This window comes from Paenibacillus sp. PvR098 (assembly GCF_017833255.1).
In the GTDB taxonomy this organism is placed as follows: domain Bacteria; phylum Bacillota; class Bacilli; order Paenibacillales; family NBRC-103111; genus Paenibacillus_G.
On record NZ_JAFIBU010000001.1, the window covers coordinates 1,128,750 to 1,151,005 of the forward strand.

Consider the following 22,256-nt stretch of genomic DNA (forward strand, 5'->3'; position numbering starts at 1 on the left):
TGTAATTATTTACCACTCTTAGGAAAAGAGATACCGAGTGATCGACAAAAGCAACAAACCAGCGATGCCAAAACAGAGTCTCATCAGCCATTGATCATGACGGTCAAATCGATTGAGACACTTTCTCTTCCCGTCCCCCACTACGTTTCCCCCTTCACATACTTCAAATTAAATAAAAATAATCTTAGCAGCAGAATGAGCGCCGGGATCAGCAGAAATAACCCCGCAACAAAAGCAATCACAAGGGCTCTTCCCATGGCCGGGTTAGTCACTCCGCTGATTATCGTTACGTAAGGATATAGCAAGTATGGCAAGTGAGAAATCCCATAGCCAAAGAAAGCAAACGCAAATTGAAACATGACCAGTATGAAAGCCATGCCGTAATTTCTCTGTTTCCAAATGAGCCATACGGCCAACATGAAGGTTATCAAGGATAAAGCGAACATCCACCAGATATCAAGCATGTTCTCAAAATGCCGCAGGTTATGGTTGCGAAGCGCGATAAAGATGAACAAACTGGAAATGATCGTGGGGATACCTCCCCACAATGAAAACTGCCGGAGCCAACCCACCGCAGGCCAGTCTTCCGCCTGTGCAGCATAATAGGTCAAAAATGTCGAGCTGATAAACAGAACGCTGGATATGGCAAGGAGAACCACTGCCCAGGAATAGCTGCTAAAAAACAACTCTTCCGCGAGAAATATGACGTTATTTTCCCGGACGGTCAAAAACCCGCCTTCTGAAATGGTAAGAACCGTAGAAAGGGAGGCCGGTATCAATAAGCCTGTTGCTCCGTAGGTCAGCAGATATAAATGGTTATCTCGTGCGCCGTAATTGGCAAAGGCATAAAAGGAACCGCGAATGGCCAAAAGAATCAATGCTATACTTCCTGGAATCAGCAGCGCCGTTCCGTAATAATAGGCGGTATCCGGAAAAAAACCAACGATGCCGACAAAAAAGAAGACAAAAAACACGTTGGTGACTTCCCAAACCGGGGACAAATACCTGGAAATGACGGGTCGGATGACCGATTCTATTCCGACGACCCGACCATAGTAAGCATAAAATCCCGCGCCGAAATCAATCGATGCTACAATCAGGTATCCGTAAAGAAAGATCCATAATACGGTGATCCCTATCAGTTCGAGTGACATAGTAATGCCGTCCTCCTACAGAATGATACGGCGTTCTTCCAATTCCATCTCCGCCGTTTGATTGCGAAATAATCGGCTTAATACCATAGTGCACACCGTTCCCAGAACCAAATACAGTAGAACAAATAGCCAAAAGGTCAGCTGCACATGCGAATTGGTTGTTGCCGCTTCGGATACTCGCATGTACCCTCGTAAAATCCATGGCTGCCTCCCCACCTCCGCATAAAACCAACCAAGTTCAATGGCCAAAAGTGATAAGGGACCACCCGCCAAGATTCCCCATAATATCCATCGGTTATATTCATTGCATCGTTTGAAAAAGGAGAACACCAAGAATATTAGCGGGATGAACACGAGATACCCCCCAATGGTAACCATTCCGTCAAAAAGGTAATGCACATAGAGCGGAGGCCACAAATCGCGAGGAAATTCGTTCAAGCCAATGACGGGTGCGTTAGGATCACTATGGGCCAAAATGCTAAGGGCTAACGGGATATGTAATGCATCCGTTACTTCCAGCGTTTCTTCATTCAGAAACCCTCCGTATACAAGCGGTGCCCTTGGCATTGTCTCAAAATGCCATTCCGCTGCCGCCAATTTTTCCGGTTGCATCACGGCGAGGAACTTTGCGGACATATCACCGACCGCAAAAGTAGCTAAAGCTAATATAAGTCCCGCAAACATGTTAAGCCGGATTGATTTTTTGTAATACTCATGCTGCCGCCCCCTCAATATGGAGAAAGCGGCAATCATCGCAAGAACGAAAGCACTTGTCACGTAAGCTGAAGACAATACATGCGCCACTTTGGACGGTGTTGCCGGGTTGAACATCGCCGCAAGCGGATCGAGCTTCGTGAAGACTCCGTTCTCCAACGTAAATCCTTGAGGCGTGTTCATAAACGCGTTTACCATTGTGATGAAAACCGCGGAAGCGGAGGAGCCAATAATGATAGGGATCGTTAATAGCCAGTGAACATACGGGTTCTTGAAGCGGTCCCAGGTATATAAATAAATTCCCAAAAAGATCGCCTCAAAGAAAAAGGCGAAGGTTTCCAGAAACAAAGGCAAGCTGATCACATGACCGGCGGCACGCATGAAATTGGGCCACAGCAGACTAAGCTGCAAGCCAATACACGTTCCTGTAACAACGCCAACGGCTACGGTAATGACAAATCCGCGAGCCCATCTCCGTGCCATCAGCGAATAGTGAGGATCATTGAAGCGAATGCCCATCCATTCGGCAATGGAAATAAAGATCGGAATGCCGACACCGATCGTAGCGAAAATAATGTGGAAGGCCAGTGTTGTTTCTGTCAACGCCCGACTCCATTCCAAAGCACTCACTATAAATCCCTCCATGTTTAACCGATAACAGTAAGTATTTCCATAAGGCGTCTAGATCATGTAATCCAACAGATACAAAAAAACAAGCTGTCGCCTGATAAGAGACGATAGCTTGTTCAGTTGAGATGCTTAGGTGCAATGGTTAACCCCAACCATTTTCTTTTTGTATAGGGTACGTTTAGTGGAGAAAACCGTTATTCGGTTTCAGCGCGGCTCCTCCTTTAACGATTAATCAGCTCTTTCCATTTGTTCCATGATCCGGCTCTGCAAGCATGGTCTCTCCCATCCGTGCGCCTAAAAAGTAAACAGGGTAAACACCGTAAAAGTCGAGAGCGTGAGCGAAATGGCCAGGGCCAAGTATTCCCGTTGAGAGATGGTCCTTTTATATGCTTCGAATCCATCTTTCTCATCCATCTCCCCGTCAATAACGAAATCGATTGTCGCGGACTAAACTAAACAACCTCAGTCCATTTGAACCATGAACTGAGGTTGCTTAGGTTGTGATGAGCAGTAACGGTTATTAAATGAAACCTTTTTCCATGGCCATCGCCTTTTCTCGCAGCACGTAATATTTCAGCTTTGCAGCCTCCAGTGATGTTTCGCTTTGACGGATCTTAAGCTCGAATTTCCTGAGATCATGATGGGATATGACGCCGACCTCATATCGTAATTTCATTTTGTCCAGGTCCGCTTTCACCTCCTCCATATTGCGCTGCTCCGCAAGGCAGGATTGGTACGCGTTCTTTACATCTGTATAGGTTGCTTGTATTTTTTGGGTGAGCTCCAATTGCATTTGACTGTTTTTCGTTCCTGCTATCGCATGATTCAAGCCCAAATATTGTTCGCCATATACGTTTTTACTCACCGAATAACCGCTTTGCCAAGAAGCCTCTTCCATGTTATTAGCGCTTATTTTCATCTGATACGAGTTTTCCAACAGGATATTCGTATTGGTTTCAACGATAGGATTAAGGGACAGAATTTCGATTTCTCTAAGCTCAAGATTCGGATCATAGGAGATCCCGATATCGAAGGAAAGCTGCAGTAGAGCGAGCCGATAATTTTGATGCAACACCGTCATGTCGTCTTTGTGCTTAGCCAGCGCTTTCGTCGCTGTCAGCACATCCTCGGAAGAAGCCAGGCCCTGCTGCTCAAACAGCGCTGCTTTGGTGATCTCCTTTTCCAGCATCGTCTGATAATCCTGCATGAACGCGATCTGCTTCTTCATGCCGAGCAGCTTCACATACTCTGCGATCATCTGCAGTCGAATGCCCTCACGGGCTTCATCCTGCTGCAGCAGCGTATTGCGCTGATCCGTACTCAGTTGGTGCGCCGCCGTCTTCATCTGCTCTCTTTGCTGGGAAATCATGCTGTTCATACCCGCGTTCATGGCACCCATGCCTTGGATCAACTGATTGATGGCATGATTCGTTACCGTCGTCATCGGGCCGATCCACAAATTCTCCGCCGGGATCAGCTGCACACCTTGAGCATTCGTTGCTGCAGTCATCTCAGCCGGCGTATTGGGCAGATACGCGGCCGGAAACGATGCTCCCTGGAGTGAATCCATTTGCAGCTTCAAATCGTTCTCTTTGGCGTTCAATGCCCCATACTTAAGGTGAAGCAGCGTCAAGTTATTGGAGTCATCCAATGCCCGTTTCAGCACGGTAGGCAAATCAATGGACGACACGGTATCCAATGCAGTCGCTGTTACATAGGCTTGTTGATCTTGATCATCGCTCTGTTCGCCCGCCATAGCGGCATTTTGTACGCTGGAAAACATGAGCGCCGCTGCACACAAGCAGGCTATTGTTTTTTTCATGCTGAATCTCCTTTATCATTTATAGGGTCAAACTGGTCGAATCTGATGAACACTGAGCGTTCAGGCTTACTTCTGCACTTTGCTCCTCATTCTTCCGAAACATGGCAAACCGAGTCATCAGCAGGGCGATAAAGTACGTGACCATTCCCATCATTCCCATGGCCAAGCAATCACGCCATACGATAGAGTAGTCGTTAGCCTTCACGAATACGTTTCGGACTGCATCCAGAAAATACGTGAGCGGGAGCAGATGGCCGACCACCTGCAGCGCTTGGGGCATCGCATCAAAGGGCCATGTGAAGCCGGAAAGCAGGAAGGACGGCACGGCGATCAGCATCGCAGTCTGCGTCGCGCCAAGCTGATTACCGGATATGAGACTGATCAAATACCCGATGCCGCTTACGGCGAACGTGAAGCTGAGCACAACAAGGAATCCGACCGCCAGGCTGCCCGCGAATGGGGCTTGGTACACATATAATGCGATACACAGCGCAACCGTCGTATTGAACAGATTGATCAGAAAGTACGGAGCTGTCTTGGCATACGCCAACCGCCATGGTTCCCGCTTCCAACTAGCAAACCGCTGCCAGGTTCCTTGATCCTTTTCCCTGGTAATCGCCAGCGCAATTCCCAGAAACAGCACCTGCTGCAGGATTGCACCGATCAAACCGTAAATCATAAAATCACTATAGTTTACCGCAGGATTATATAGAATGCGGTACCTGTAAGGAATCGGCGTTAGTGTATTCAGCACCTGTTCGTCCTGCAGCCCTTGCTGCAGCTGCAGCTTTTTGGCAGAGAGACCCATGCCGAACGTCGTGATGACTTCATTGGCTCCTTTCGTTGCCGTGTTCGAATAAATCATATTGCTCCCGTCCACCCAAGTCAGAAGCGGCAGCGTTTGGCCCTGCTTTAAGCTCGCCTCAAACCTGTCCGGAATGAACAGCCCGACCTTGGCTTCTCCTGAAGCCAGCGCCTCTTTCACCTCCTTCTCCGAATGTACCCTTTTCGTAATGCCGAACGACTCGCTCTCGTCAAAGGCTTGAATGATCTGCCGGCTGAGTGGGCTTTGATCGTCGTCCATCACGACGGTGCTCAGTTCGGTCACTTTGTGATGCATATAGATCGCTCCGAACAGCAAAGTGTACATCACCGGAACGATAAACAAAATAGCGAACAAGCGCCGATCCTTCACAATGCTTTTCCATTCATCGGAGATGACGCTGCCTACCTTCAATCTCGTCATTTGGATCACCCTTCCGTTGTCCCGATCCACTGCAGCGTCATCCCGACAGCCGCGCCTTGCGGTATTTGCGGCAGTACGACTTTGACCGCGAACGAGCGAACGTCAGCTTCTCCGGCGTTTTGCGTCGCTTTCTTGATTGCAAAGTCCGGTGCGGCGGACACCGACAGGACAGTGCCCTCTACCTCTTGTCCCGTAGCGATCAGCTTCATTCGAACCTTATCACCGGTCTTAACTTCGGCAACGCTGATTTCCGTCATATAGAACTTAGCCCACGGCGTATCCGTCGCTTGAATCGTAAAGACAGGGAAACCGGATCCGACCAACTCACCGGGCTGTGCGGTTTGCGATAAGATGACACCGTCACTCGGCGCGATCAGTTCTGTGTAACCGACGTACACCTGCGCCTCGGCTTGTGCCGCTTGCGCCTGCTTCTCACCCGAGGCGGCGGATTGCAGAGCACCCTGTGCTTGCTTAATCGCTGCGTCAGCCGCGGCAGCATCCCCTTGGCGAACGGCCACCTGCTCACGGCCCGCCTCAGCTAGCTGAAGCGTCGCTTTCGCCTGCTCGAGCAGCGCTTCGGCCGCCCGCACCTCTTCTTCCCGCGGCCCTTGGTTTGCCATGCTTAATTGCTGCTCGGCTAGCTCAAATTTCGTTTGCGCTTCCCGATAATTTACCTTTGTTTTATCGACATCGGCTTTGGAGACAAGTCCCTCCTCCAGAAGCGCATTCATCCGATTCAAGTTTTGCTCCGCGATGTCGTACACTTCTTTTGCGGCTTGATATTGGATTTCCGCCTGCTTCTTCTCTTCCGGGCGGGAACCGTTGTGCAAGCCGTCCACCTTGGCCTGAGCCGCATCTACCGCGGCTTTCGCCTGCGCGATTTGCTGCTCCACCGTACCCGCCGTTAATGTCACCCCGGCTGCCGCCTGCTCCTTCTTCGCTTGAGCCGCTGCCTTTGCACCTTGCGCTTCTGCAATTTTGCCTTGAGCAAGTGCAACAGCCGCATTAGCCTGAGCAACCTTGGCTTCCAGTTCGGAGCTCTGCAGTCTTGCAAGAACTTGGCCCTTCTTCACCGTATCACCTTCGTGAACGAGGATTTCAGTGATCCTTCCTCCCAGCTTGAAGCTCGCACTTACCGAATTGGTTTCAATATACGCCGTTGAAAGCCCAGGAGACCCGCCCTGCGTGCTTCCGGCCGTCGTCTGCTTCGTGCTTAGCAAGTAACCTCCCATGCCTATGGCTGCTGCCATCAAAATATAAATCATTGGTCGAATAAAACGCATGAATACCCCTCCACTTGAATTTGATTTAATTTGATCTAAACAACAATTAGACCAATTGACCAATTTGGACAATTGGTCAATTCAATTCAAAAAAAATAATCCCCCGCTAAGAGGATCTTAAAGCGGCTTCCCTAACAATCCTTCGGATAAAAACAACTGCATATATTCTTTAATCTGCTCCTTATTCAGCGGTTCATGGGAATGGCTCCATTCCGTTGTCAGGGCAATATAAAATTTAAGTATCATGAAGGAGATGACCCGAGAATCACAAGGCTTGATTTCTCCTTTTTCAATCGCCAACTCAATTTCCTGCCGCATATATTCGAGAACCAGATTTTCCAGCCTCTTGATTCCTTCCAGCGCCTGAACGGTTCCGATATCGCGAACTTCCTGGGCCAGCTTGACGAACAGCTCGTGATCGGCCCGGAATTCTAGCAGCGAATCCAATACCCGGATCAGGTTATGGTAGAACGTGTCTTCACGTCGTATGACATTTTCGCACACTTCTTTCATTTCCTGAAGGGCTTTGCGCAGGATTTCGTCAAATAGTTCTTCTTTTGTCCTGAAAAAGGTGTAGGTCGTCCCTTTCCCCACATTCGCAATTTTCGCCACCAATTCCATCGTCGTCGCTTTGTATCCAAATTGTGCGAACGATTGCGTGGCCGCGGACAGTATCATTGAACGACGATCGATCGTTGACATCGAAGTAACTTCCTTCCCGTTTATCATCTATTTTGACCCAAATATATTTTTGGTCAATTGGTCATTCATTACTTTACTAGGTTCTTTCCTTTATTGCAACATGTCTCTGAGAATCGGTTACGAAATAGGTCCAATGATTAAAAATGGATAATTTTTCATAATTAATGAAACATTTTTCTCTTTATGTTAGTCTAAAGAGTAGAAATGATATCCGAAGGGAGTCAATTATCCTGTGAAAAAAAGTGCAGTAATCGTTCTCTTATCCATGCTGAGTGTAAGTATTTGCAGCAGTGCTTTTGCTGAACCGAGCAAACTCAACAATACCAATGAATGGAATATGGATTTTCCGGCAGCCGGAGTTTTTGAAGCGTTCAAATCGAAGGAGGATACGTTGGTTACGGAGTTCAAGTTTGAGTGGTCCGAAGCGCAAATCAACCTTTTACATCGAACGCTCCCTAATGCCTACATCCCGTCGTTTGTGCTTCAAGACAGCGAATTTGACGGACTGCAGCCTGTAGGGGTAATTTCCAGCTTACCGGGTGTGAAGGTAGAGAAGCTTGACAGTAATGAGGATGGCGTCGACGATCAAATTCGTTTATATGTTACAGATCCTTCAAGCCTCGATCCGGATAGAAAGTATGAGATTTCTACAGTTTGGCGTTATCAGGGAGCGGGCAATCCGAGTGTCCGTATGAGTTCTTTCTTAAGTCATCCACAACCTTTGAACGGAATGATACTTGACTTATCCGGGACGAAGGATACTCTACTCAGCATCAGCTGGAATCAAGTAAAAGAACGCAAAGAGATGGATCAAAATCAAACACAACTTCAGACCGCTGATCGTAATGCCATGTACTATGCCAAAATGAACTGGACCAATAACGTAGCCAAAGATAGTGGAAGGCTTAGTGCCAACTTTCTGAAGGTTCAATCCCCTGAACAACTGAAGCAATATAGGGCAGAGCAGAAAAACCGACTGGATGTGGTCCCCGACGAAAGTTTTCAGCGTTTTGCAGTGACCTATAGCAAGCCGCGATTCCTCACTTTCGAACAGCTATACGAAAACGAAGATTATCTAGTTACTCAAGTATATCAAGTGGGGAAAGATGTGAACGATAAGGAGATCACGATCGTTTCGTTTGATCAGGAACATCATATTCCAGTGGAGCTTCTGCGAGAGAAGAGGATTTCAAATTACGCTGTAACCGAGTGGGAAGGAATCACATTTAGGTCGGCGATAAAAGAGCTGGAAAGAACCGCCTATTCGGTAAATATGGCAAATCAGAACAATCGGCCGACGGGCATATACTGGTTAAAAGACAAGTACGATAAAATGTCCAAATAAAGGGTTTAAACCTGCGGAACGAATGAAGGCCTTATCTGGCTCCCTGCAATGGAGGGGGCTATTTTTCATGATTGCTGATCGTTATTACTCTTCGTTACTTCAAGAAAATGATTCAATATTCGTGCGGTTAATCCCCAAATGACGCGGCCTTCGTAATAATAGAAAAATTCAGGGACGGTCCCTCTTCCCCATTTATAATTTCGGCCATTAGGAATTCGATCATATGGAAAATCATCACGTGGGGAAACACTGAGATCTACATAATGAAGCTCAGGGGTAGAGCTTCGCAAGTACTCAAGCGGCACACCAAACACACTGGCCACTTCATCCGGGTTAGGTCGGATTTGATCATAGTCGGAAATTCGCGCAGCAAACGGGTATACGATATGAAACGAGGTAATCATATAATCTAACGGCCCAAGCAATTCTATAGCCTGCTGATCCAATCCCAATTCCTCACAGGTTTCGCGTACCGCAGCTGCCATTTCATCCGCGTCATCTTCATCAATTTTCCCGCCGGGAAAACATATTTCTCCAGGCTGCCGATTGAGATGATGAGCCCTTTCCTCAAACAAGACATTTAATTCACCGTTTATCTCAACCAAAGGTACCATTACCGCATATTTAAAGAAATGTTGATGCCCCATCAGCTCTGATTTTCTACTCTGTAAAGCTTCATAGATTTGCCGCAAGATTCCACACCCCCCCGTAAAGAACTTTTTCTATTGTGTTTCTATTCTATATATTATACCTTGCTTTCGATTTAAATATCGGTTTCTTTATGAACAAATATAATAAAAAGCAAAAATAAGACTGCAATTCGGCAGCCTTACCATTCATAAAATAATGATAAACAAACGTTCAGGATCAGAGCTTGTTTACCAAACAAAATTGATTTATTTTTAAAGACAGCCCGCCAGGACCAAACATATTGCGCCGGCCTTCCGGTTCGTTTGATAAAACAACAACATATTCAAGAAAGGAAAGAATGGTTTTACGGCGAATCAAAATATTCTTGATGCCTCTCTCATAAAGCATGGAGTCGATCGTGTTAAAAACCCCTCTATTAATTCCATAGCTGGTTTCACACAGCTTCATGAACGAATAATCCGTCATCTGAATTTCATCATCCGTTATCAAAACCATACTAACCTACCTTGTTTTTATTATTGTTATTAACCAGGCCATATCGATGTTCTACAACCTCAATGTCCTTCTTTATTTGGTTAATCAATTGATCGACCGTTGAGAACGAAATCTCATTACGGACAAAGAAGTTCACATCCACTTGGAGGACTTTACCGTAAATCATGTTGTTAAAATGCAACAGGTGGATCTCATGATGAACTTCATTTTGATCATGATTAAACGTTGGCCTTACCCCCACGTTCATCACACCAACATATTTGACATCATGATACGAGACCGTTACACCATAGACCCCATGCTCTAGCGGCACTTCTGCGTCGATATACATATTCGCGGTCGGAAATCCGATTTTTCTTCCCACTTCTCTTCCTTGAATGACAAGGCCAGTAAACGACGCCAGAATATCATTTCTTGTAAGCTCAATGATTTCACTCAAATGGATCACGCATAAATCATGGGCTTCAGCTAATTGATTCATTTCCTTCTGATTTGCGATTTCGCCGCTATGGTTTAAGATTTCGCACATATAAGCCATGGGTACGGCCGACACCATTTTGGCTAAATCTACTGCGGCTTCCGCAATACCGATTCGCTGCAACAATCCTTTATCCTTACTCAAAAGGGGAAACACGTGACCCGGTCTTCGAAAATCATCTGGCTGTACATACTCGCTAGTAAAAGCTCTAATCGTATCTGAACGCTCAAATGCGGATATTCCTGTAGTCGTAGTTATATGATCGACAGAGACCGTTAATGGTTTAGAAGAGTGGTCCCTGTTCTCGCAAACCATAAGAGGAAGCTGTAATTGCTTTGCTTTTTCTTCACTGATGCATACATAAATTAATCCTTTACCGATTTTGGTCATTAGATTTACAGCTTGGGGGCTAACCAAATCTGCTATTCCAACCAAGGAACCTACTTTTGTGGCGATATCATCATAAACAATGACCAATTCACCTTTTGTTAATTTACTACAAATAGCTCCATTGGATAGGGTCGACATCAATATTCCTCCTTTGAGCTAACAAATTGGAAAACTTTATAAAATAATAATGGTTATTATGTTTTTAATTATACTGTATCCATAGGAATAATTCAAGTGTTACTTTACTTATTCTGATGAAATTCAGAGGGCATGATACACCGAAATCCGATGATAGGTAGTATTCTTCCTATCCCTAAGAGAGATCGACCATCATGCCCCACAATTGCTTAGATGAACTGCTCATTTTTTTCATATCGTCGCAGCTTTTCAATCATACTTTCATCCAGGGATTGGGTTGACTGGGTGCTCTTATTAAAGCGAACGATCACCTCTTCGGCCGTGGCCAATGTCTCCCCCTCCTCCGATAAAAGTTTATGCCCCAAGGTAATGCTTTTATTGCCAATCCTCAGAACCCTAGTCGCGCTTTTGATCCTCTGCCGCGGGTACATTTGCTTCACAAAATCACACTTGATCGAAGCAACTACAAAATCCCAGGATTCGTCCACTTGACTGATGTTCAGATCACACAAAAAATCCACTCTTACGGTCTCCAAATAAATAAAGTAACTAATGTTACTAATATGTCCCATGTAATCCGATTCACAGAATCTGGTCACTAAAGAGGATTCATAAATCAATGCGATATCTCCTTTGCATGATCATATCATAGGACTTACGATATTTACGGTAGATTTTTCCAATGAAAAAATAACAAATCCATCTTGGTCCACTTCGCTGGTGACCAAGCCTTTTTCTTTCAAGTAAATCAAATGAGCCAACGTTTCCTGAAGAGCAAACAACAATTGCAGTGGATCCGCATCTTTGGAAAGATGGGCAAACAGCTTATGGCTAACCTCTTGAGCTGTGCACGGTTGCTCCAGCAGCGGCATCATTTCACGCAATCGTTGTTCGTGATGATGGATCAGCTCTTTCGCTCTTTGATTTCCATCCTTATAGACATACCGATGTCCCGGAAGTACGGTATCCAGCTTGTATTGTTGAATTTTGTTCAGGGTGTCGATAAACGCTTTCAAAGGATTGACGTTGAAGCCTGGAAAATAACCCACGTTCGGCGTGATTTTAGGCAAAAGCAAATCCCCCGCCAATACCGTGCCGCTCTGGGATGAATGAAAAATCATATGGCCATCCGCATGTCCTGGCGTATGTATGGCCGTATATTCCTCATTCCACTGAAAGCTTGCTCCTTCACCAAAGGTCGTGAACTCAGGAAATGGACTGACATACTTCGTAAAATCCGACAAATATTCCTGCACTTTATTTCGTTCTTTGATTTGCATCCCGTGCTCATAGGCATATCCATCGAAGAGCTCCGATTCCCTCTTGTCGATCCATAAATGCTGAGCCATCCTCTGGCCCTCGGCCGAGATTTTGACAGGGGCTCCTGTGTATTCCTGCAGCCAACCCGCCAATCCCATATGGTCTGGGTGAAAGTGCGTCAGTACGATTTCTACAATATCTTGAGGAGAGATATGGAGCTCTCGAAACGCTTGCAGCCAAGCCGATTTAGCTTCTTCCGTATGAAAACCCGTATCGATCACATGCCAACCTAATGGGGATTGGGTGAGATAACAATTGACCGTTTTGAGAGGTACCGGAATAGGTATTTCGACTAGATAAAAACCATTGTACTTGTCCATTGAATCACCTAACTCTTTATTTTAGTAAACCGCTTGTCACCAAGCGATAAAAGGTCTCGCCAACCTCATCAATACTCTTGCCTCCGCCTTCTTTAAACCACTGGTAAATCCAATTACACATGCCGATAATCGCCAAGCTCACCATTTTGGGATTGACATCTTCCTTAAATAAGCCTTCTTCCACACCTTGCTCAATAATTTTTACAATATGTTTCAAATAGTCGGAATTTTTCTCCTGAATAATCTTAATCGCCTCTTCTGAAAGATTCCGGTATTCCCTAAAGAAAACCGATACATGCGCATGGTTATCCCGGATCCCTTTACAGTGTCTTTTGATCAGCAGATTTAGCTTTTCCTCTGCCGATAAATTGCCCATCTCATAAATCTCTCGCACCGCTTCAGCCGCACCTGAGATATAATTTTCATAAATCATTTGAAGAATTTGCTCTTTGCTGCGGAAATGATAATAAAAGAAACCGGTTGTCATTCCAATATCTTTCGTAATATCGGAGATCCGGACATTATTATAACCATATTTTTCAAACAGCTTAGCCGCAGTATCTAGAATTAATTGTTCAACGTGTTCTTGTTTGGAAACCAATTCAAAGCACCCCTTTACACTGAGCGATCATTACCCATATATCATCATTATGCCATCCCCCTTCTATTATAATAAAAAATGATACAAAATAATAGCCAATATGATATTATAAAGCTAAACGAGCATCATGGACCTATTCATCCATAAATAGTGGACTTCTTTTCTCTTTGAACGCACGGATCCCTTCCGCAAAATCCCGGGTACCCAGCAGCTCCCTCATGATGTTGGATTCATTTTCATACGCATCTTCAATACTTACTAATGACCTGTCATATAGTAGACGTTTGATATGCGCCATAGCGACAGAGGGCCCTTGTGCGATTTGGCTCGCCAATTCCTCCAATTTTTCAGCATAGCCTTCCTTCGGGAGTACATAATCAACCAATCCCCAAGCCAATGCCTCAGAAGCAGTTAATGTTTCGCCAAGTGCGGCCAGTCGAAACGCTTTTTGCAGCCCTATGATGCTGCATGCCAGTTGAATGCCTCCCCCGCCGGGGAACAGCCCAAGCTTGATTTCAGGGAGTCCCAGCTTATAATTCGAATCTTTGGCTACTCTCAGATCGCAACCCATAGCTAATTCCAAGCCGCCGCCCAGACAATGACCCTCAATCGAAGCAATACAAATCTTACTGCTTTTACGGAACGATAATATTAATTGCTTAATTTTCCTGCAGAAGATATCCATTTCATCCGGATTCAATCGTTCTAATAACTGTATGTCTGCCCCCGCTGAAAACATCTTTTCATTGGCGCTTTGCAATACAATGACCTTCGTGTTCCGATCGTCCTCCAAGATCTTCAAAGCTTCTTTCAGCTCATTTTCCAATGAAATATTCATCGTATTCGCTGGTGGGTGATTGATGGTTAAATAAGCCACACCGTCTTTGGGTTTAAGGTCGATATAATCAAAATGCGTCATTTGATAACCAAACCTCCTGATCTAAGACCTTGCATTAGCACCATCTCTTCGGCCAAGAGCTCAATTCTTCTCAGGACTTCCAGATCTGAAATTTCATTATGTTCGTTAAAATGATCCGAATGCGCATAAACATAACCCGGTGCGACATAGGCACGAAAGTATCCGATAATCGGCTTCAATTGATTCTCAATGATCAGATAATGCTGATACGTCCCCCCTGTCGCTATCAAACCAACGACTTTATGCCTTAAAACATCCACAGGCAGCAAATCAAATAAATTCTTTAATACACCTGTAATCGAACCTTGAAACACCGGCGTTCCAATAATCAGTAAGTCGGCCGAGGCGACGGTATCGATCACTCGTTTCGTATCATCCGTATAGGTAGAAGGATCACGACCATCGCAAAACTGGAGTTGAACCTGTTTTAAGTCCAGGAGCTCAGTCTCAATAGAAGAATCTAGTTTGTTGATTTCCTCAAGAACTTTGTTTACGACAACCACCGTTTTCGAACCCACAATCGTACCGGAAATCCCTACTAATTTCACGCTATCAGTCTCCTTCTAAGTAAAATCCCCCTTCAAAGGGCGGCTAACCGAATGGGAAGGGGGAAGCATCATATGATATTATTTCCCTTTAAATTCTACCTGGGACAGATTTTTGGCAAGAAAACCTGCTGCTGCTGCGTAGTGATCCTCTGTCATCATGAGAATGCTTTGGCCTAACCGCTCAAACTCACGGCTGGAGTTGTAATTCGAATCTGCACACAGATTGATGACGTGCTTAGCCATGCCGAGCGTAAGCGGTGCCTTTTTAGCCAATCGTAAAGCTAAAGCCTGTACTTCCTCTTCGAAATTGTCAGCCGATACGACACGGTTAATGATATTGCGCTGCTTCGCTTCTTGGGCATCGATAATGTCACCGCTAAGAATAAAGTCCTTCGTCACTCCAACCCCAGCAACCTTCACCAGACGCGAGCATCCTCCCGACCCCGGAATAAAGCCTACGTTCCCTTCGATCAATCCGAACTTCGAACGATCTGAAGCGATTCGAATATCGCAGGAAAGAGCCAGCTCGAGACCACCGCATACACAAATGCCGTCAATTGCGGCAATCACCGGAATCTCGCAGCTTTCGATTTCATCAAAGAGGTTGTGAATATTGATGGCCATCCGACGAAAATCACGTGTCGACCACTGATCGTCGCGTCGTTCAATCATTTCACCCACATCTTCTCCGGGAGCGAACGCATCCCCCGCTCCACGAACAATAATGACTCTAGTATTGTTGTCATACATGACTGATCGGAAGGAGTCTCTCATTTCTTCCCGCATCGCTTCATTCCAGGCATTCTTTTTCTCCGGACGGTTCAATTCAATCGTTACGATTCCATGATCCTGTTTGGTAAGGTTAATAAATTTGTATGTCATAGTGCGAACTCCCTTCGAGATATAATTAGAATAGATTGTATTAGTTCGTGCTTACTAGGCTTCTGCCTTTTGCGCGTTGTTCAGGGCTTCCTGCTTCTTTTTCTTTTCCTTAAAGTATGGAATCACATATTTGCCTAACAACTCAATGGACTTCATGACCTCGGCATGTTCTATTCCTTCCGATCGGATAAAGACTTCGTCTACCCCGACCGCTTCATACTTTTCCAGCTTCTCAATGATTTCATCCGGTGTACCTACAATCACTTGATCCGAATCGTTCAGATCATTCCAGTTTAATTTTTCACGGGCCTTTGAAAAATCGATGTTCACACCGGTTTTTTTCAATTTTTGTTCATATAAATCGATCACAGTGCCGGTATAGTCCATAAAAGGCTTTTCGGAATATTCTCTGGCCCTTTCAGTCGTTTCGGCGCAATGGAGCTGAGTAAAGCTTGTTACTTTATTCGTGATGAAATTTCCAACCGGCTTAGCTTCTTTGATCCCCTCTCTATAGGTTTCAACGCGCTTAGCCAACTGCTCCAGTTCGACCCCCACCGTGAGTGTCATTAATCCGACGCCCATCTCACCTGCTAATTTATGTGATTTCGGACTGATGGCCGCATACCACAAGGTCGGATGATCTTTTTGCACTAATTTGGGAGACAAGGACCTCTCGGGGATGGTCCAGAATTTCCCGTTATGGCTGAAGGTTTCATTCGTTAAGGCTTTGAGAACAATCTGGAACGCTTCATCGAATCGCTCATCTATTTCAGCCGGGTCAACATTATAACCGCCAAGTGTGTACCAAGAATTTCCCTTTGCCGTGCCAAACTCCACTCTTCCGTTCGACAATACGTCTACCGAGGCGATTTTCTCGGCGGAGTCAATCGGATGATGAAACGGCAGCAAAATGGATGCGAACCGAAGCTTGATATCTTTTGTCAAAACCGCTGCAGCCGCCAACACCGTTTCCAACGATGAAATCACGCAGTGCGGTGCAAAGAAATGCTGCTCGGAAGATCCGAATACATCAAATCCCATCTTGTCCGCTAAGACAACCTCTTCGAGCACATGCTGATAACGCTCTTGAAAACTAAGAAATTTATTACCGCTTTGCAAATTCGCCTCTGTCAATAATCCGAATTCCATAAGGCATTACCTCCTTCTATAATGAACAAGCTGATTCTACCTGTAGTTAACCAGAGTAAATTTAGTCTCCAGGAATTCATATAACCCCTGACGTCCGCCTTCACGGCCGATACCGCTTTCCTTCATACCTCCGGTCGGTGCTTGAGCCATATCCGATGCCGAGATATCATTAACAGCTATGGTGCCATATTCTAACGCATCAACAATCCCTTTTGCCCGCTTCATATTCTGAGAGAACACGTAGGCGGCCAATCCAAAAATACTGTTGTTAGCCGATTCAATCATCTCTTGATCCGAATCAAATGGGATCAAAGGGATAATCGGACCGAAGGTTTCCTCGTGAAAAATATTCATATCCGGAGTCACATCTGCCAATACGGTAGGAAGATAGAAATTCCCTTGGGACAGCGCCGGATCTTCACTTGGCTTCCCTCCGCACAAAAGCGAGGCGCCTTTACTCAAGGCATCATCTACCTGGCTCTGCATATGCTGTACGGCGTTTCGGTCAATCAACGGTCCTACATTCACCTTGTCGGCGTTATAGGGGCCTACCTTTAGCTGAACTACCTTCTCCAAGAGCTGCTGCTTGAACGATTCGTACATGTCCCGCTGAACAAAAATACGGTTAGGCGATATGCAAGTTTGTCCTGCATTCCTCATCTTGATGAGCAGTAAATTGCGTATGGTGGCATCCATGTCAGCGTCATCCAATACGATAAACGGAGCATGACCTCCAAGCTCTAAAGACACCTTGGTAATATGCTTTGCTGCCTGCTGCATAATGCTTGCTCCTACTGGCGTGGAACCGGTGAACGTCACTTTACGTACCCTTGTGTCTTTCAGGAGCTGCTCCCCGATCTGACTCCCGGAGCCCATGATCAAATTCACCACTCCAGCAGGAAGTCCAATGTCATGGATGATCTCCAGTAACTTGATGGCTGTTAGCGGTGTTTGGCTGGCAGGCTTCAGCACTACCGTACACCCTGCAGCCAAAGCGGGAGCCAGCTTCCTCGCAAGCATGCCAATCGGAAAATTCCAAGGTGTAATCGCTGCTACTACGCCAACGGGCACATGCTCCACTCTCAATTCATGACCAGACCTGGACGGCGGAATGATTTCACCGTATACTCTTTTGCTTTCTTCCGCATACCAGTTAAAGAAATCTGCGCTGTAGATAACTTCGCCCACGGCTTCAGCCAAAGGCTTACCTTGCTCTAACGAGAGTACCTCAGCGATTTCATTCTTTCTTTTAAGCAGAAGATCACTGATTTGATTCAAGTACTGCGCTCGTTTCCTTGCAGGCGTTTGCGACCAAGCTCCGAATGCCCCTGATGCCGCCGTCACCGCTTGCTCGATCAGTGAAGCATCTGCCTTCGACACGTGAGCGACGTTCTGTCCAGTAGCAGGGTCAATGATATCGATTTTTTGATCGGTCTCGACCCATTCGCCATGGATATATAACCGGGTTTCTACCATAAAAAGAGCCTCCTTACCAAATCAAGAGATAACTGCAGTTGCTTCGATTTCCACCTTAATTTCTTCCTTGAATAAATCCGTTACTCCCACCAGCGTAATCGTTGGAAAATGCTTCCCTATGTGGTTCCGGTAAGCCTGCCCCATTTCTTTGATCCGCTCGTTGTACTCTTTGACATTCGTCGTATAAATCCTGAGTTCAACAATGTCCAGCGCATCTCCGCCTGCGGCGTTAACGAGGGAACAAATATTTTTGATCGCTTGCTCATATTGTGCGGCAAGATCCTCGGATACCAGTTCTTGAGTCGTCATATCCCAGCCTACCTGACCGGCGATTTTCACCATCGTGATCTCACCGGTTTTCACAGCTATAGCGTGGGACCATCCTGGAGCCCTTAGCCAACCCTCCGGATTAATGGGTGCAAAAGCTTTCATCAAAAGTCAACCCTTTCTTATGTGTTTTGGTTTGCTTCCACAAACATCATGAATCCTAAAGCAACCGCTGTAAATTCCTCCCACATTTCCCATAACGCAAAATGACTCGCATGCGCTCCCTTAAACTCGTGGTATTGAGCGCCCTTCATTTTGCTATACACTTCTTCGCTGTATCTTTTGGGGACCAGCATGTCAATTTCACCGGCCGTAATCAATGTGGGGGCTTGAATGAGCTCCAGCTGGTGCAAAGCGTCATATTTCTCATCCGCGTGTAAATGTCCAAGAAGTCCATGGTACGCATTCAGGTGGGGATTTTTAATCAGACATTTGGTTACCATCCCGCTGGCTGCCTCTGGCTGCCTTGTCTCTAGATAGGCGGGGCTTGCTGCCCACATCATGTTCGTTCGGAACGTAACGTGTGGATCGTTATTCAGAGTTGGGTATTTCATCGTTCCTACAAAAGCCCGTTTAAACCACTCATCTGTTTTCCCCCAAGTGGCATGAAGCTGAATGGACTTCACCTTGGAGGGGTGTCTGATCGCTACCTGCTGCACAATGGAGGCTCCTACGGAATGCCCGCTCAGATGACATGGTTCAAGACCCAATGCATCCATCAGCGCCGCAACGTCGTCGGCCATGATTTCCACGCTGTACTTCTCTTGATTCTCAAATATGGTGGATTGCCCGGAACCGCGGTTATCGATGGCGATGACTCTGAAATATTTCGACCAGATCCCGACCTGCAGATCCCATACCTGATGATCACAACCGGTGCCTGGAACTAAAATTAGGGGCGCTCCGGTTCCCTGCTCTTCATAATACATTTCCATTCCTGTCGATAACTCAACCTTCAACGTTTCACACCTTCATTTCTCCTAGGAATTAAAGTGCAGATTCCATACGCCATTCCAGAATCATAATAACTATTATTATTTTTTTGACTAAAAATAATAATGGATATTATGTTCTCTCTCTAAAATCATCTTAATTTTTCCAGTTGCGATTGTCAAGTGGTAATCGCATTCCCCATTTTTTCGTTCGAGCTCTTACGCCCGAGATAAATTTCTTGTATTTTATTGTTATTTTTTAACTCTTGGCAGCTGCCCGACAATACGACCTGTCCTAACTCCATGACATAAGCCCTATCAGATACATCCAGCGCCAGGTTCGCATTCTGTTCAATCAGCAATACGGTTAATCCATTTTTGCGCAGGGTAACAATCGCATCAAAGATGGACTCAATAATCTGAGGTGCCAGTCCGAGAGAAGGTTCATCCAGCATTAAGAGCATCGGGTCGTTCACAATGGCTCTTCCGATCGCAAGCATCTGCTGTTCGCCGCCACTCATACTGCCGCCCAGCTGCTTTCTTCTTTCCTTCAGCCTTGGAAACAGCTCATAGACCGCTTCATATTTTTCTTTCGGCAGTTTGGGCTTCAAAAAAGCACCCGCTTTTAAATTCTCCTCTACGGTCAGCGTGGGGAAAATACGCCTGCCTTCCGGAACCTGTGAAATTCCTTTGGCCACTATTTTATGAGGCGGCAGACCGAGAATATTTTCTCCATTGAACATAATTTGACCGCTTCTTTTTTTGACGATACCACTAATCGACATAAGTGTCGTGGATTTCCCGGCTCCATTGTTTCCTATTAGGCATACGATTTCACCTTTTTTTACATCCATATTTACGGAACGCAGCGCTTCAACCTGACCATATCCGGCATGCAAATCTTGAACACTAAGCATAACCATGAATTTTCTTCTCCTTCTTCCCGAGATAGGCACTGACAACTTCCGGATCCTGCAAAACCTGATCCAGCGTACCATCTGCAATTTTTTTGCCGAAATTCAATACGGCGATATGATCGGTAATTTGGGATAATAAATCCAGGTCATGCTCCACGATAAATATCGTGATCCGAAACTGATCTCTTAACGTTAATATGAGATGGATCAACTCATTGCGTTCGTTCAGATTAAGTCCTGCCGCAGGTTCATCCAAGAGAAGAAGCTTAGGATTGGCCGCCAAGGCTCTCGCAATCTCCACCCTTCTTCTATGCCCATAGGACAGCCGTTCGCAATACTCGTCCTTTAAATGCTCCAGCCCGACCAGTCTCAATAGTTCTAAAGCATATTGATAAGCTTCGTGTTCCTCCTTCTCAAATCGTTCGCCTTTGTAAAAAGCGATATTAACATCGTTCTTGAGATGAAGTGCCATGCCCGTTACCACATTCTCAATCACCGTCATGCTGTTAAACAGCTTACTGGTCTGAAATGTTCGCACCATGCCAGCAGAACTGGTATTAGATAAACCGGACTTATTCATCAGCTTTCCTTGGAAATACACCTTCCCGCTGGTAGGGATCTCCAAGCCGGTAATAATATTAATTAAAGAAGTTTTGCCCGCGCCGTTGGGACCAATGAGTGAAAAGATATCCCCTTGCTTTACATTTAAGCTGACATCATTCACAGCTACAACGCCGCCGAATCTTTTGGTCACATTTTTAATTTCCAGAATGACCTGGTTTGAATGATTGGGGATTTGCAGCTTTTCTTTCACAAGAAGCGGAATGACATTGGACTTTTTCACTGCAGGCTCGGCAGCATGGGTGCTCGTTTTTTTCGCAGGCGTTAGCCATCGGTACGCTTTACGTATCAGACTGCTAAGACCTTCAGGCAGGAAAATCATGATCAGAATAATCGTAAGTCCGTAAAAGATAGGTCGAACCATAGGTGCCGATTTCAAGAACTCGTCCAGAAAGGTAATTCCGACCCCACCCAATACGGCACCGGGAAAACTGCCTAAGCCTCCGATAACGACCATAACGAAAATCGTAATCGAATGCGTAATGCTGAATGGCTCCGGGCTTACAAAGGCGTTCAAATGAGCAACAATGCTTCCCGCCAGCCCAGCTCCAAAACAACCGATAATAAATCCTTTCGTTTTGGTCATGGCAATATCGATACCAAGAGACGCCGCAGCTAATTGGTTATCCCGGATGGCCCTAAAGCTTCTACCCAACTTCCCGCTGGTCAGCCTCACCATAAACAAATAGGTAAGCAGCAAAACCACGCATGAGAGGATAAAAAATTCCCGCTTGGAGTCAATTACCCAACCGAACAGATTTGGCCACGGAACCCCCGTTAATCCGTTCCAGCCGCCGGTCAAATCTCCTCCATTGGCGAATACGATAATCATCATAAGATTAAAGGCTAATGTCGCCATGGACAAATAGATTTCACTCAATTTAGCCATGGGTGTTAAGACTAGTGAAACGATCCCTGCGACAAGCCCTGATAGAAGAAAAGTAATGAGGTACGGAAGACCAAAATGTATCGTAAGAATCGCAGAGGTATACGCCCCTAATCCAAAAAATGCAGCATGAGCCAGACTGATTTGACCGGTATAACCAAATATTAATTGCAGGGAGAGAGCCAGTATGCTGAAGATCACCGCTTGGTTAAAAAGGGATAGCCAATAGTTTGATTCCACAAACAGTACAATCCACAGAAAGGCGATCGCAATCAAACCATAGATGATATTTCTTCCTTTTTTCTCCATC

Annotated in this window: 22 protein-coding genes; 1 reads left to right on the top strand and 21 read right to left on the bottom strand. The window is 45.7% G+C overall.

Going from position 1 to position 22,256, the window contains the following annotated elements:
- Window positions 1-140: 140 nt before the first annotated feature.
- The 6 genes from JOE45_RS05580 to JOE45_RS05605 all read right to left on the bottom strand — a co-directional run bounded on the left by JOE45_RS05580 (window position 141) and on the right by JOE45_RS05605 (window position 7,551).
- Complete coding sequence (locus tag JOE45_RS05580; RefSeq protein ID WP_210021135.1) at window positions 141-1,154, bottom strand: cytochrome d ubiquinol oxidase subunit II; 1,014 nt, start codon at window positions 1,152-1,154, stop codon at window positions 141-143.
- A gap of 15 nt (window positions 1,155-1,169) precedes the next feature.
- A complete protein-coding gene (locus JOE45_RS05585; RefSeq protein ID WP_210021134.1) occupies window positions 1,170-2,513 on the bottom strand; it encodes a cytochrome ubiquinol oxidase subunit I in 1,344 nt (447 codons plus the stop codon).
- A 505-nt stretch (window positions 2,514-3,018) separates the two neighbouring features.
- Window positions 3,019-4,320: a TolC family protein gene (locus tag JOE45_RS05590; RefSeq protein ID WP_210021133.1), complete on the bottom strand. Its 1,302-nt coding sequence runs from the start codon at window positions 4,318-4,320 to the stop codon at window positions 3,019-3,021.
- Between the two features lie 19 nt (window positions 4,321-4,339).
- On the bottom strand, window positions 4,340-5,566 hold the full coding sequence (locus tag JOE45_RS05595; RefSeq protein WP_245246663.1) for an ABC transporter permease: 1,227 nt from the start codon (window positions 5,564-5,566) through the stop codon (window positions 4,340-4,342).
- A gap of 5 nt (window positions 5,567-5,571) precedes the next feature.
- Window positions 5,572-6,849 (bottom strand): HlyD family secretion protein, encoded by a 1,278-nt coding sequence (locus JOE45_RS05600; protein WP_210021132.1) that lies wholly within the window; start codon window positions 6,847-6,849, stop codon window positions 5,572-5,574.
- A gap of 117 nt (window positions 6,850-6,966) precedes the next feature.
- Complete coding sequence (locus JOE45_RS05605) at window positions 6,967-7,551, bottom strand: TetR/AcrR family transcriptional regulator (protein WP_210021131.1); 585 nt, start codon at window positions 7,549-7,551, stop codon at window positions 6,967-6,969.
- 232 nt (window positions 7,552-7,783) lie between these two features.
- Between JOE45_RS05605 and JOE45_RS05610 the strand changes: the two genes are divergently transcribed.
- Window positions 7,784-8,896, top strand: a complete 1,113-nt coding sequence (locus JOE45_RS05610) for a hypothetical protein (protein WP_210021130.1) — start codon at window positions 7,784-7,786, stop codon at window positions 8,894-8,896.
- 65 nt (window positions 8,897-8,961) lie between these two features.
- Here the strand turns inward: JOE45_RS05610 and JOE45_RS05615 are convergent, their stop codons facing one another.
- The 15 genes from JOE45_RS05615 to JOE45_RS05685 form a co-directional block, all read right to left on the bottom strand.
- The gene (locus JOE45_RS05615; protein WP_245246667.1) at window positions 8,962-9,588 is read right to left on the bottom strand and encodes an NUDIX hydrolase; all 627 of its coding nucleotides are present in this window, start codon (window positions 9,586-9,588) and stop codon (window positions 8,962-8,964) included.
- A gap of 175 nt (window positions 9,589-9,763) precedes the next feature.
- Window positions 9,764-10,042 carry a hypothetical protein gene (locus JOE45_RS05620; RefSeq protein ID WP_210021129.1) on the bottom strand — a complete coding sequence of 93 codons (279 nt, stop codon included), beginning with the start codon at window positions 10,040-10,042 and terminating at the stop codon, window positions 9,764-9,766.
- Window position 10,043: 1 nt separating this feature from the next.
- Window positions 10,044-11,048 carry a 3,4-dihydroxy-2-butanone-4-phosphate synthase gene (locus JOE45_RS05625; RefSeq protein WP_210021128.1) on the bottom strand — a complete coding sequence of 335 codons (1,005 nt, stop codon included), beginning with the start codon at window positions 11,046-11,048 and terminating at the stop codon, window positions 10,044-10,046.
- A 209-nt stretch (window positions 11,049-11,257) separates the two neighbouring features.
- The gene (locus tag JOE45_RS05630; protein ID WP_210021127.1) at window positions 11,258-11,668 is read right to left on the bottom strand and encodes an acyl-CoA thioesterase; all 411 of its coding nucleotides are present in this window, start codon (window positions 11,666-11,668) and stop codon (window positions 11,258-11,260) included.
- Window positions 11,669-11,689: 21 nt separating this feature from the next.
- A complete protein-coding gene (locus JOE45_RS05635) occupies window positions 11,690-12,688 on the bottom strand; it encodes an MBL fold metallo-hydrolase (protein WP_210021126.1) in 999 nt (332 codons plus the stop codon).
- 16 nt (window positions 12,689-12,704) lie between these two features.
- Entirely contained in the window at window positions 12,705-13,289 is a 585-nt protein-coding gene (locus tag JOE45_RS05640) for a TetR/AcrR family transcriptional regulator (protein ID WP_210021125.1), read from the bottom strand.
- 133 nt (window positions 13,290-13,422) lie between these two features.
- A complete protein-coding gene (locus JOE45_RS05645) occupies window positions 13,423-14,208 on the bottom strand; it encodes an enoyl-CoA hydratase/isomerase family protein (RefSeq protein ID WP_210021124.1) in 786 nt (261 codons plus the stop codon).
- On the bottom strand, window positions 14,205-14,756 hold the full coding sequence (locus JOE45_RS05650; RefSeq protein ID WP_210021123.1) for an NADPH-dependent FMN reductase: 552 nt from the start codon (window positions 14,754-14,756) through the stop codon (window positions 14,205-14,207). Before JOE45_RS05650 ends, JOE45_RS05645 begins: the two co-directional genes overlap by 4 nt.
- 78 nt (window positions 14,757-14,834) lie before the next feature.
- On the bottom strand, window positions 14,835-15,638 hold the full coding sequence (locus JOE45_RS05655; protein ID WP_210021122.1) for an enoyl-CoA hydratase/isomerase family protein: 804 nt from the start codon (window positions 15,636-15,638) through the stop codon (window positions 14,835-14,837).
- A 54-nt stretch (window positions 15,639-15,692) separates the two neighbouring features.
- A complete protein-coding gene (locus JOE45_RS05660; RefSeq protein ID WP_210021121.1) occupies window positions 15,693-16,787 on the bottom strand; it encodes an LLM class flavin-dependent oxidoreductase in 1,095 nt (364 codons plus the stop codon).
- Window positions 16,788-16,823: 36 nt separating this feature from the next.
- Window positions 16,824-18,263, bottom strand: a complete 1,440-nt coding sequence (locus JOE45_RS05665; protein WP_210021120.1) for an NAD-dependent succinate-semialdehyde dehydrogenase — start codon at window positions 18,261-18,263, stop codon at window positions 16,824-16,826.
- A 21-nt stretch (window positions 18,264-18,284) separates the two neighbouring features.
- Window positions 18,285-18,695 (bottom strand): RidA family protein, encoded by a 411-nt coding sequence (locus JOE45_RS05670; RefSeq protein ID WP_210021119.1) that lies wholly within the window; start codon window positions 18,693-18,695, stop codon window positions 18,285-18,287.
- 17 nt (window positions 18,696-18,712) lie between these two features.
- A complete protein-coding gene (locus tag JOE45_RS05675; RefSeq protein ID WP_210021118.1) occupies window positions 18,713-19,549 on the bottom strand; it encodes an alpha/beta fold hydrolase in 837 nt (278 codons plus the stop codon).
- A 152-nt stretch (window positions 19,550-19,701) separates the two neighbouring features.
- Entirely contained in the window at window positions 19,702-20,439 is a 738-nt protein-coding gene (locus JOE45_RS05680) for an ABC transporter ATP-binding protein (RefSeq protein ID WP_210023402.1), read from the bottom strand.
- Window positions 20,432-22,255 carry a branched-chain amino acid ABC transporter ATP-binding protein/permease gene (locus tag JOE45_RS05685; RefSeq protein WP_245247210.1) on the bottom strand — a complete coding sequence of 608 codons (1,824 nt, stop codon included), beginning with the start codon at window positions 22,253-22,255 and terminating at the stop codon, window positions 20,432-20,434. The genes JOE45_RS05680 and JOE45_RS05685 overlap by 8 nt, the downstream gene beginning before the upstream one ends.
- Window position 22,256 lies beyond the last annotated feature (1 nt).